This window comes from Mucilaginibacter sp. GW822-FHT03E02 (genome assembly GCF_058801545.1).
This window is the reverse complement of sequence record NZ_JBXANJ010000001.1, coordinates 2,185,136-2,197,819: the sequence shown is the minus strand read 5'-3', so window position 1 is coordinate 2,197,819 and position 12,684 is coordinate 2,185,136. Positions and strand designations below refer to the sequence as shown.

General features: G+C 43.4%; 10 protein-coding genes. 8 read left to right on the top strand and 2 right to left on the bottom strand.

Annotated elements, in window-relative coordinates; genetic code table 11:
* The first annotated feature begins 169 nt into the window (after positions 1–169).
* Positions 170–1,486, top strand: a complete 1,317-nt coding sequence (locus tag AC1RM2_RS09360; protein ID WP_492984803.1) for an alpha/beta hydrolase — start codon at positions 170–172, stop codon at positions 1,484–1,486.
* Positions 1,487–1,561: 75 nt separating this feature from the next.
* Here the strand turns inward: AC1RM2_RS09360 and AC1RM2_RS09355 are convergent, their stop codons facing one another.
* Entirely contained in the window at positions 1,562–2,047 is a 486-nt protein-coding gene (locus tag AC1RM2_RS09355; RefSeq protein ID WP_492984801.1) for a DinB family protein, read from the bottom strand.
* Between the two features lie 88 nt (positions 2,048–2,135).
* Between AC1RM2_RS09355 and AC1RM2_RS09350 the strand changes: the two genes are divergently transcribed.
* Positions 2,136–3,920 (top strand): DUF885 domain-containing protein, encoded by a 1,785-nt coding sequence (locus tag AC1RM2_RS09350; protein ID WP_492984800.1) that lies wholly within the window; start codon positions 2,136–2,138, stop codon positions 3,918–3,920.
* 290 nt (positions 3,921–4,210) lie between these two features.
* Here the strand turns inward: AC1RM2_RS09350 and AC1RM2_RS09345 are convergent, their stop codons facing one another.
* Positions 4,211–4,459: a hypothetical protein gene (locus AC1RM2_RS09345; RefSeq protein WP_147053111.1), complete on the bottom strand. Its 249-nt coding sequence runs from the start codon at positions 4,457–4,459 to the stop codon at positions 4,211–4,213.
* A 154-nt stretch (positions 4,460–4,613) separates the two neighbouring features.
* Here AC1RM2_RS09345 and AC1RM2_RS09340 point away from each other — a divergent pair, with 154 nt between their 5' ends.
* The 6 genes from AC1RM2_RS09340 (at position 4,614) to AC1RM2_RS09315 (ending at position 12,646) form a co-directional block, all read left to right on the top strand.
* Positions 4,614–5,519 (top strand): DUF6263 family protein, encoded by a 906-nt coding sequence (locus AC1RM2_RS09340; RefSeq protein WP_492984798.1) that lies wholly within the window; start codon positions 4,614–4,616, stop codon positions 5,517–5,519.
* A 182-nt stretch (positions 5,520–5,701) separates the two neighbouring features.
* Entirely contained in the window at positions 5,702–7,717 is a 2,016-nt protein-coding gene (gene ligA, locus AC1RM2_RS09335) for an NAD-dependent DNA ligase LigA (protein ID WP_492984796.1), read from the top strand.
* A gap of 166 nt (positions 7,718–7,883) precedes the next feature.
* The gene (locus tag AC1RM2_RS09330; protein ID WP_492984794.1) at positions 7,884–8,117 is read left to right on the top strand and encodes a hypothetical protein; all 234 of its coding nucleotides are present in this window, start codon (positions 7,884–7,886) and stop codon (positions 8,115–8,117) included.
* Positions 8,118–8,220: 103 nt separating this feature from the next.
* Positions 8,221–10,671 carry a DUF5686 and carboxypeptidase regulatory-like domain-containing protein gene (locus AC1RM2_RS09325; RefSeq protein WP_492984793.1) on the top strand — a complete coding sequence of 817 codons (2,451 nt, stop codon included), beginning with the start codon at positions 8,221–8,223 and terminating at the stop codon, positions 10,669–10,671.
* 197 nt (positions 10,672–10,868) lie between these two features.
* Entirely contained in the window at positions 10,869–11,747 is an 879-nt protein-coding gene (dapA, locus tag AC1RM2_RS09320; protein WP_492984791.1) for a 4-hydroxy-tetrahydrodipicolinate synthase, read from the top strand.
* 101 nt (positions 11,748–11,848) lie between these two features.
* Entirely contained in the window at positions 11,849–12,646 is a 798-nt protein-coding gene (locus AC1RM2_RS09315) for a Fic family protein (protein WP_492984789.1), read from the top strand.
* Positions 12,647–12,684: the final 38 nt, after the last annotated feature.

The window sequence follows — 12,684 nt, the reverse complement described above, 5'->3', positions numbered from 1 at the left end:
ATTAATATTGGTGTAGTTGGCCCGGTTATTTATAATTTGTGTATAATGCAACAAGTACTGGTAACGATGCTTTATCCATATAAATATAGTAAATCAATAAAAAGGAAACCGATACGATTTTTCTTATTTTCGCATCAAACCGGCAATAGCCCTTTTTGAATATCATAACATGAAAAAAGTTAGTTTTTTAATACTGATGCTTTGTTTTGCAGGCCGCATATTTGCACAAACAGAACCGGCAAATTACAAGGTTGCACTTAACAGGTTTATACATTTGTATAATGCCAACCAGCCCGATAGCATTTTCAACTACTTTAGTCCCGAAATGAAGGCTGCCCTGCCGCTGGAAAGCTTTAAAACCACAACCTTGCAGTTAAGAGCCCAGATGGGAAGTCTTGACCGCACCGACTTTGTAAAATTTGCGAGCCCGATTGCGTCGTACAAAGCAACGTTTAGCAAAGGAACTTATCTATTAAATATAGCGTTAAATGATAAAAACCAGTTTACAGGTTTGTTTTTAAAGCCGTTTGAAGGCGTACCTGCCGATGCAACTGCTCCAGCCCCCGCTGCTGCTGTAACATTCGCCATGGATCCGTCTATCCAGGAGACACCGGTACTGGTAAAAAATCTTGCAGGTAGTATATCGGGCACTTTAGCTATGCCCAAAAATGTAACCGGCAAAATACCTGTGGTGATTATTATAGCGGGATCGGGCCCTACAGACAGGGATGGCAATAGCCCTAAGTTGGGCCTGGCTACAAACGCCTATAAAATGATTGCCAATGAATTGGGTAAAAGCGGAATAGCTTCGCTGCGCTATGATAAACGCCTGGTTGGCAAAAGTGTAAGTTCGACCACAGAAGATCAGCTACGTTTTGAAGATTATGTGGAAGACGGTGTAAACCTGATCAATTTTTTAACAGACGACGAGCGTTTTTCGAAGATCATTATACTGGGGCATAGCGAAGGTTCATTGGTGGGCATGCTATCGTCAATAGATCAGCCGGTTAAAGGATTTATATCCGTTGCCGGCGCCGGCGATTCGGCTGATAATATCCTTACCGAGCAAATGAAATCCCAGCCAACCCATATCTCGGAAGGCTTTAAGCGAATGCTCGACAGTTTAAAGAAAGGTAAAACAACCGATAACATCGATCCGTCTCTTTATTTTATAGCAAGACCAGGCATTCAAAAGTACCTGATGTCGTGGTTTAGGTACGATCCGACCCGCGCCATCAAGAGGCTTAAAATTCCGATACTGATAGTGCAAGGCACTACCGATTTGCAGGTTAAAGTATCCAATGCAGAAAAACTGAAGAAAGCCAAATCAGATGCCGTGCTGGAAATTATCCCCGAAATGAACCACGTTTTAAAAGATGCGCCGGCCGATAAGGATAAAAACATGGCCACCTATAACGAGCCCGATTTACCACTCAAGCCCGAATTTATAAAGGCGGTTATTAGTTTTGTGAAGAAGGTGAGGTAAGAGCCTCACCTAAATCCTCTCCAAAGGAGAGGACTTTAAAAATGAATAGCCGAAATTTAAACCTTCGTTCCCCCTTCAGGGGGTTAGGGGGCTCCACGCGCCCAACAATCTCCTGATTACTATAATCTCTGCCACGTGGTAAGCTGTATGGTCTGCCACCTGCAGGGCCTCGCGTAATATAGTTTGCCCGTCGCCATGAGGGATTTTTTTAAACAAATCGCCGGTTTTAACAAGGCTTATCAACTCATTAAGATCTTTATTAATTTGTTGAACCGAATTTTCCCAGGCCTCGTCGCTTTCTGGGCCGGTTTCTTTTGGCCAATAACTTTCCGGCCATTTTGGCGATTGATGGCTACCGTCTTTACAAAACTCAAGCATATCCCATTGGGCAATCCGGATGTGTTCTGTAAGCTGCCAAATGCTGTAGGGGAGTTTGTCGGGCTTTGCACTCCTAAGCGCTGCGGGTAAATTTTGTAATGCTTTTTTTATATCGGCGTGGGCATTGCCGCCTTGCAGCAAATGAACTATCTCGCCCACCAGTATATTATGATTATCATTCATTATACCCAAGGTAACAAATTAGCTTAGGGTTTGATTTATTCGGGTTAAATGTTTTAAGTTTATGCGGCATTTTAATTTAAATTATCCCGTGATCAAAAACGTTTTATTAAAAATAGCACTGGCCGTTGTACTTTTCATGGTGGCTTTAACCGGTTGTAAAAAAGACAGCGCCAGCCGCGGCCCCAATTTTGCAAAAGATGATGAGGCTTTTACCATTTATGAAAATTCGTTCCTGGAAAATTTATGGAAGCTAAACCCCGATTGGGCAACCACTGCAGGGTACCATAAATATGATAGCTTGCTGTATATTCCTAACGACCAAAGCCGCGATAAAATGCTTGATTTTGCCAAAGTGCAAATGGACTCGCTGAGTCGCTTTGATGTAAATACGCTTAACGAAGGTAACCGGATTGATTACAACATGATGCAAAATCAGTTAGATTTTGCGCAGTGGCAGATAAAACAATTAAAAAGTTACGAGTGGGATCCCTCGTCATATAATGTGATTAGCACTTTTGCTTATATCCTTAATGAACACTACGCGCCGCTGCCAAAGCGTTTGCGTAATTTTTACCAGCGCATGTTAAATGTGCCCCTGTTTTATAAAGATGCCGAAAAGCAGATTAAAAACCCCGTTGCCGAACTGGTGAGCCTGTCCATTGAGCAAAACCTGGGCGGGGTAGATGTGATTGCAAAGGATTTTGCCGATTCCCTGCAGAAAACAAATATACCAAAGGCAGAACAAAAGCTGATGGTTGACAGGGCTGCGGTTACTGTTAAAGCCATAAAGGATTATGCCGAATGGCTGAAGAATTTAAAAAATGACCATCCCCGCAACTTCAGGCTGGGTAGGGATTTGTATGAAGATAAATTTAAGTACGAGATTGTAGCAGCCAAAACAGCGCAGCAGGTTTACAACACAGCTGTACAGCGTAAAAAATACGTTCACCAACAGATGGCCAAAATCAGCAGGCAGCTGTGGCCAAAATATTTTGGTAAAAAAGTAATGCCGGCTGATAGCCTGGAAATGATAAGCCAGATGATAGATACCCTATCGGGAAATCACGTTAAGCCGGAAGATTTTCAATCGGCCATTATGCAGCTGATCCCTAAGCTAAATAATTTTGTAAGAACGAAAGATCTGTTAACGCTTGACCCTACAAAGCCGCTCATCATCCGTAAAGAACCTGGCTACATGGCCGGTGTTGCCGGTGCATCCATGAGCGGCCCCGGCCCTTATGATAAGGACGGTAACTCGTATTACAACGTAGGCAGCCTTTCTGGCTGGCCTAAAGAAAAGGCGGAAAGCTACCTGCGCGAGTATAATCAGTATATTATCCAGATATTGAGTATCCACGAAGCCGTTCCGGGGCATTATGTGCAGGGGGTATACGCCAACAAGGCGCCAAGTATTATAAAAGCGGTATTTGGCAACGGCGCTATGCAGGAAGGCTGGGCCGTATATGCAGAAGAAATGATGCTGAACGCCGGTTATGGCAACAGCGAACCCGAAATGCTGCTGATGTGGTACAAATGGAACCTGCGATCGGTATGTAATACCATTTTAGATTATAGTGTACACAGCGGCAGCATGACTAAGGAGCAGGCCATCAAAATGCTCACCACCGAAGCTTTTCAGCAACAGGCCGAAGCCGATGGCAAATGGAAGCGTGTAAGTGTTACCAGCGTACAGCTCACCAGCTACTACACGGGCTATAAAGAAATTACCGATTTACGGGACGCCTACAAAGAAAAAATGGGTGATAAATACAAGCTAAAAGAGTTTAACGAGAAGTTTTTAAGCTACGGCAGTGCACCGGTAAAATTTATAAAGGATGCCATGTTGGCCAAGCAGCCAGCAAAGAAGGAATAAAGGATACTGTGTATGGCTAGCCTATTGAAGCTGATGACGCTAAATTCTGTTAATTCTTAAATCCTGAAAATTCTGATTCAGACAAAAGCGTTAGGGATAGGAGCGGATACCGGCCAATGTGCTTAAGGCCTGTGCAGTATGAGCGCATAGCCCGGGCCAAAGGCAACGCCCCATAGCTAAAATGAAAATAAACCCACAAAAAAAGATAGCCCATGAACAATAAATTCCCATGGACTATGAACCATGAGCCATTATCCATGAACTATCAAAGTCTTTGTTACCTGTTTTACTTAGGATGCGTAATGGTTTTTTATTTGGTTGGCCAATTGAGCCATAACATAGGCGCCTAACTTGCCCCTGCTGCAAACCACATTACTGCGATTTTTATCAAAATTAACTTCTGCAATAACTTTACCCTGGTCAACCACGCGGAACTTTCCTGCTTCGTTGGGTAAAACAGCTACCGCGCGTTCATCATTTTTAAAATTGATTAGCACGTGGAACTGATGCTGTGGTATAAATGCTATTTGCTGTAACATAAAACCCTCCTTTCGGTTAATAAAATGCTTGAAAAATTAAAGTCAAATTGGTTACCATAAAGTTAACGAAATTAGTTTTAATAAATTGCTATGTTTTAGCATATTTTTTAGCCAAAATATTATAATATCTTAGCCTAATTATACGCTGCCGGCTATGAAGTATTTGTTTAACCTGTTTTTGCTGTTTTTTGCTGCACTTTCGTGCCATGGGCAAAAACTTAAGCTTGTTTTAAACCTCGCAAAGGGCAATACTTACAATATGGTTACGGCCACCACATCGGCCATAACGCAAACCATAAACGGGCAGGTAAACCATATTGACGTTACGGTAACGGGCACAACAGCCTTTAAAGTGCTTAGCGCCGATGATTCGCTGTACTATATGGAGGTTACCTATAAGTTCCTCACCATGAAGATGCAGCTACCCGAGGGGCCGGTCAGCTTTGATTCGGAAAAAAGAGACCCGGCTGATTTGATGTCGTCAATGATGGGCGCGTTAATTGATAAGCCCTTTACGGCTACGTTTACCAGGAGCGGCAAAATCCGAGCGGTTAATAATGTAGAGCGGATGATATCATCGGTACTGGATGGTTTCCAGGAAATTCAGGGCGTGCAGAAGGAGGAACTGAAGGCAAAATTCATACAATCGTTTGGCAGCAATGCTATTAAAGGCAGCATCGAAATGTCGACCGCTGTATTCCCCGAAACGGCGGTTGCCCGAAATGATAAGTGGACAATAAACACAACCCTTCAAAGTACGATGAAGGCCAACGTAGCCATGGTATACCAATTAACTGATGCCAATGCCGCCAGCTACATCATTCATGGCGAAGGCAGCATAACCACTATCCCTGCCCCGCCGGATGCACAGATGAAATATAACATGAAGGGCACCATGGTATCTGATATTAAAGCCGACCGTGCAACCGGATGGATAACCGAATCAAAAATAAAGCAAAGCATAGGAGGGACGGTTGCCATAAAAGATACCCCCGATACCCCAGGAGGCGCCACCTTCCCGATGAGCATGGTGAGCCAAACGGTTATTACTGATAAGTAGTTTATTGGTTCACTGGTTCATTAGTTCATTGGTCTTTTCTGGTGGCATTGCCAGGCAGACAGCAGGTATTCAGCAAAAAAGCGATTTGCCGGCTATGCCCGCGTTCCAATGAACCAATGAACCAATGAACCAATGAACCAATGAACCAATGAACCAATGAACCAATTTATTACCTTCGTACCATGTCACCCGCCGAAGCTAAAAACCAGATCCAGGCCATCAGTGCCGAATTGAAGCAACACAATTACAATTATTATGTGCTGGCTATGCCTACCATCAGCGATTTTGATTTTGATAAAAAGCTGGAAGAGTTAAACAAACTGGAAAAGGAGTTCCCTGAATTTTTAGATCCCGATTCGCCTACGCAAAAGGTTGGCGGCGAGGTTACCAAAGAGTTTGTAACGGTAAGGCACCGCTGGCCCATGCTATCGTTAGGTAATACCTATAACGAGCAGGAGTTGCTTGAGTTTGACCAGCGCATCCGCAAAGCTATAGGCGATAGTTTTGAATACGTTTGTGAACTTAAGTTTGACGGACTGAGCATGAGCTTAACCTACGAAAACGGCAAACTTGTACGAGCAGTAACCCGGGGCGACGGTACACAAGGCGATGAAGTAACCACCAATGTACGCACCATACACAGCATACCAAAAAAACTGACATCTGGTGAGTATCCCGACCTGTTCGAGATTCGGGGTGAGGTGTTTATGCACCTGAAAGCTTTTGAACGTTTGAATAAAGAGCGTACAGATAACGGTGAAATGACCTACGCCAACCCCCGTAATTTTGCATCGGGCACGATGAAACTACAGGATTCGGCCGAGGTTGCCAGGCGGCCGCTGGATTGTTTCCTGTACGGTTTATACACCGAAAAAACATTGTTTAAAACGCATTGGGAAAGCCTGGAAGCTGTTAAAAGCTGGGGCTTTCATGTAGATAATCATAGCAGGCTTTGCAACGATATCGGCGGTGTGCTGGAATTTATAAACCATTGGGATAAAGAGCGGTTTAACCTGAGTTATGATATTGATGGTATTGTTATAAAAGTTAACAATTACTCGCAACAGCAGGAGCTTGGCTTTACATCCAAATCGCCGCGCTGGGCTATATCTTATAAATTTAAGGCCGAGCGGGTAGAAACCGAATTGCTGCAGGTAACTTACCAGGTAGGCCGTACAGGCGCTGTTACGCCGGTTGCCAATTTAAAACCAGTATTGCTTGCCGGTACAACAGTAAAACGCGCCACCCTGCACAATGCCGATGAAATTACCGAACGCCTTAAACTGCACGAGCACGATACCGTATTTGTTGAAAAAGGCGGCGAGATCATCCCCAAAATTATCAGTGTTAATTTAGATAAGCGCAAGCCCGATGCCAGGCCCGTAGCTTATATAACCCATTGCCCAGCGTGCGATACGCCTTTATTGCGCACCGAAGGCGAAGCTGCCTGGTATTGCCCGAACGACGAAGGCTGCCCCCCACAAATTGTGGGTAAAATGCAACATTTTATAGGCCGTAAGGCCATGAACATTGATGGCCTGGGCGACGAAACCATCGAGACACTGCACGCTCGCGGGTTTATAAGCCATATCAGCGATATCTATGATCTGCATACACATGCAGCAGAATTAAAGCAGATGGGACGCTTTGGCGAAAAATCTATCAGCAATATGCTGGATGGGATCGAAAAATCGAAGCTGATGCCTTTTGAAAAGGTACTGTTTGGCTTGGGAATCAGGTACGTTGGCGAAACTGTAGCAAGGAAACTCGCTTTCCATTTTAAAACTATCGATAAACTGATGGCTGCCACCGAAGAGGAACTTACCGCAGCCGACGAAATTGGCGGCCGGATTGCCCAGAGTATTGCAGAATACTTTAGTGATGAAAAACATAAGCAGGAGATAGAGAAATTAAAAGCCGCCGGACTACAATTTGTTGCTGTGGAAAAGGAAGTGAACCTGGCCAGCGAAAAACTGGCGGGCCAAAGCTTTATCATTTCGGGTGTGTTTGAAAAATTTTCGCGCGATGAACTAAAAGATATCATTGAACAAAATGGCGGCAAAATTTTAAGCAGCATTTCGGCAAAACTAAATTATCTTGTTGCCGGTGATAACATGGGCCCCGCCAAGCTCGAAAAAGCGCAAAAACTTAATATCCCAATCATCAGTGATCAGGAGCTATTGGATTTAATTGGTTGATCGATTTTTATACAAAGAGAAATAAATTTTCTTTTTAAATTAAAGCAATGACCTAAAAGACATTTTTTAAATACACAAAAAAACGAATAGTAATATTTGCGTAAGTTTATCCACGATACATTACCTGTATTCCTTCAACTACAGACTTATAAAAAATTACCCGGTTATGAAAGGTTTTACACAAATTCAGGACAATATTTTTGTTGAACCTTGTAAAGATTGTGGTGCAAGGCCGGTGGTAGAGCAGCAGAAAGGGCTGTTTATAGTTAGATGTCCTAAGCACGATAGTCACTATCAAACCAAACCGGGATTAGTTGATATTAACGACTGGAACGTTAAAAACAAAGTACATACTTCATTAGGCACCAAGGGTACAAAACCCTCAAAAGAAGCATCCTGAACCAAGCCGGCTAATGATATGCCATAAATATTTTGCATAATTTAACAATTAACTGTTGTAACATTTAGTAAATAAGCTACATCTTAGTGTAAATACTGCCTAAATGAAGTTTACCACACTATTCCTCCTGCTGTTTAGTTTTAGTATCGATGCCTTTTCACAACAGTTTACTATTAGCGGCAAAATCACCGATGAGGGTAACCATCCCATTCCGTTTGCTTCCGTATATGTAAAAAATACTACAAAAGGAGTTTCGGCTAATAGCGAGGGTGTATATTCCCTGCAATTAGCACCCGGTAATTATGAGCTACAGTTTAAAGCAGTGGGGTATGGGCAGCAAATCAAACAAGTAACCCTCGCCCAAAACCAGGTTATCAACATCAGCCTGAAAACAGAAACATACCAGCTTAAAGATATTACCATACACGCAGGCGGCGAAGACCCCGCCTACGCCATTATCCGCAAAGCCATCAAGAAGCGTAAAACCTATTTAAACGAGGTGAAAGCGTATACCTGCGATATTTATATCAAAGGCTTGCAAAAATTACTGGCCGCTCCTAAAAAGTTTATGGGTTTTGATGTGCAAAAAGCCACCAGCGAGGCGGGGCTTGATTCCAGCCGCACCGGTATTGTTTACCTGTCGGAATCTGAATCGAAATACAGCTTTATGCAGCCCGATCTGGTGCACGAGGTGCAGGTATCCTCAAAGGTATCGGGCTATAACCGGGCCTTCAGCTTTAATCGGGCATCAGATATGCTGGTAAACTTTTACCAGAATTTTGAAAGCTGGAAACGCCTGAGCAACCGTCCGCTGGTATCGCCTATTGCCGAAAATGCCTTGTTTTACTATAACTATAAACTTATTGGGGCAACCATCGAGAACGGCGAAACCATCAACAAGATACAGGTAACACCCAAACGGGGGTACGATCCCTGTTTTGAGGGATATATTTATATTTTGGACGATAGCTGGCGTATTGCCTCGCTTCAGCTTTTTATTACCAAAAAATCCAACATTAATTATGTAGATACGCTGAAGATAAGCCAGCAGTTTTATCCGGTTGATGCCGGGGTGTGGATGCCCGCCACCATTAAGTTTGAGTTTACAGGTGGTGTTTTTGGTTTTAAGCTGGGCGGATATTTTATAAGTGTATATAAAAACTACAACCTGGCCCCCGTGCTTAACAAAAAGGATTTTGCCGAACGCATCAACATTACCAAAGGGCACGATAAAGACTCGGTTTACTGGGCACAAGAGCGCCCCATCCCGCTTACTGATGAGGAGAAGAAAGATTACGAAGTAAAAGGAAAACTGGCTATCAAACGGGAATCAAAACCATATCTTGATTCGTTGGATAGGGCCAATAACACCTTTAAATTAAGCAACCTGTTGCTAACCGGTATTGATACCCGTAACCGTTACAAAAAAGAATCTTTTCATTATAGCAGCGTACTCAACTCGGTATTATACAATACTGTTGAAGGTTTGGCTATTAACTATGGTGTAGGGTTTACTAAAATGATTGATACGGTTGATAACCGCTTTATAGCCATAAATGCCCGGGTTCGTTATGGTTTTGGCAATCACTTATTTGGCGGTGTTGCCGGTGTTTCGCTCCCGGTAAAACGGATGACGTTGAGTTTTAACGCCGGATCGGACGTTACCGACCTTAACAACCTGCAACCGGTATCAGCATTTGTAAATTCGGTTTATACGCTTTTCAGGCGGGAGAATTTCCAGAAACTTTACCAAAAACAGTTTGCATCGGCATCATTTGCCGGTCGTATCAGCGGCGGGTGGCAGGCCGGTGGCTATGTAGAATGGGCCAATCGTACATGGCTGCCCAATACAACCGGTTACAGCTTTTTTAATAAAAACAACAGGCAGTTTACTTCAAACAACCCGCTGTTACCAGCACAGGATGTACCGTTGTTTCCGGAAAATCAATCTTTTAAAATAAGCGCCCGCGCCAGCTACGATTTTAGCAACAGGTACGAAACCTATCCATTTGGCCGCAGGTACCTGCCCTCAAAATATCCAACCATTGGTATTAACTATGCCAAAGGTATAAGCGGTGTACTGGGCAGCGACGTAGACTACGACCAGCTAAGCGCCGATATTTCTAAATCGGATATCGACCTTGGATTTTACGGTCAAACCTCGTTTTTTATTGGCGCCGGCAAGTTTATCAACGCAGGCAAAATATACTTCCCCGATTACAAACACTTTGACGGCGACCAAACCCATGTGTACAAACCGTCGTTCAACCGTTTTTTGTTGTTAGATTATTACACCTTCAGCACAGCCGATAAATACCTGGAAGGCCACCTGGAGCACAATTTTTCAGGTTTTATAACCAACAAGATCCCCGTTTTAAGAAACCTGAAGTTGCAAGAGATCATCAACGTAAACTACCTATCTACCCCAGCGCTTAAAAACTATATCGAACTGGCCTTCGGCATACAGCGCGGGTTGGTACGCGTAATGTATGGCCGCAGCTACAATACGGGCAGTAACATCAGGAATGCTTTGAGGGTAGGGATATCTTTATAGTATCAAGTAGTAAGTATCAAGACAGCTGTATTTTAGTATCAAGTAGTAAGTATCAAGACAGCTGCATTTATTTGCAGATTGCATTAGTGCTAAACCCCAATCAAAATCTTGCTACTTGATACTTACTACTTGATACTGAAAAAAGATGCTAACTACTTGATACTTTCCCCTTATATTAGCATCCTTTAATTTAACTCATGAATATATTTTACGGAACGGGGGTAGCCATGGTGACCCCTTTTCAGGCGGATGGTCAAGTTGACTACGACGGGTTGAGCAACCTGATTGAACATTTGATTGATGGCGGGGTGGAATACCTGGTATCATTAGGTACAACCGGCGAAAGCGCCACATTGAGCGAGGCTGAGCGAAAGCAGGTTTGGGCCTTTACCGCCAAAGCAGTAAATAAGCGCGTGGGTTTAGTTGCCGGTATTGGCGGCAATAATACGCACGAAGTTGTTGAGCAAATAAAATCATTTAACACTGCCGGTTACGATGCTATTTTATCATCAAGCCCGCATTACAATAAACCAACGCAGGAGGGTATTTACCAGCATTATAAGGCGATAGCCCAAAATACGCAGCTACCTGTTATTTTGTATAACGTACCCAGCCGTACGGGCAGCACCATTAGTGCCGCCACAACGGTGCGCCTGGCAAACGATTTTAAAAATATAATTGGCATTAAGGAAGCATCCGGTAATTTTGATTTGTTTAATCAGCTGATGAGGGATAAGCCCGAAGGGTTCTTATTTATATCGGGCGATGATCCGGTTACGTTGCCTATGATGGCTTTAGGCGCTGTGGGCGTGATATCGGTAATTGGTAACGCCCTGCCCCGCCAGCTGTCAGATATGGTGCGGCTGCTGCTTAACAACGATTATAAAGGCGCCCACAAAGCCCATTATAGCCTGATAGAATTTACCCGCCTGATGTTTGCCGATGGTAGCCCCGCCGGCGTAAAAACGGCGTTAAAAGAATTAGGCATTTGCGGCGATACTGTAAGGTTACCGCTTGTGCAGGTTGGCAGTGCAACGGCAGAAGAAATAATTAAGGAAACACAAGCTTTAGCTTAAAGTAGCTAAACTAATTTAGCAAAAAAGCCATATCAGTTTTGATGTGGCTTTTTTGTTGGGTATTGTAAACAACAATTTATACCTATTTTCGTATCCATAAAATGGACTGCGTTAAACTCATAGCAAAATATAACGACCTCGGCATAGCCGGGGTGATAGACCATGATAAGTTTAACCTGATAGCTATTGATCACCATTCTACCCGGATTGAAGGATCAACCCTTACAGAGATAGAAACACAGGTGCTTATTAACGAAGGCCGCACACCGAATGGTAAACCCTTACAGGAAAGCCTTATGGTAACCGATCATCATGCCGCCCTTTTGTTTACTATACAAAACGCCAAAGCAAAAAATAAACTTTCGGTAACCCTTTTGCAGCGGATAAATGCGCTGGTGATGAAAAGCACCGGAAAAGTTTATAATACCATGCTGGGTACGGTAGATTCGGCGACAGGTGCTTTTCGTAAAGGCAACGTGACCGCCGGGGTTTCTTATTTCCCGAATTTTGATAAAGTAGAAAGGTTAACCAGCGATTTGGTGACGAAACTAAATGACGAGATGGGCAAACCCCTTTCTGTCGCCAGTCAATTGAACCTTTCTTTTGATGCCCATTTTAACCTGGTAAGCATCCATCCTTATTATGATGGCAATAGGCGTACTTCGCGTTTGCTGATGAATTATATACAGGCTTATTATAATTTGCCTTTGGCGATAGTGCAAAGCGAAAATAAAGCGGCTTATATTCAGGCCCTGGTTGATACCCGCGAGCAAGAGGATGTTCAGGTTTTTCGTGATTTTATGAATAGCGAATATGCATTGTTGCTTGGCAAAGAGATAGCAAAGTTTGAGGAGATGAGCAAGCCATCAAAAGGCGGCGGATTTACTTTTCTTTTTTAAATAAAAAACCCGGTTATTGATTGTAACCGGGTTTTTAT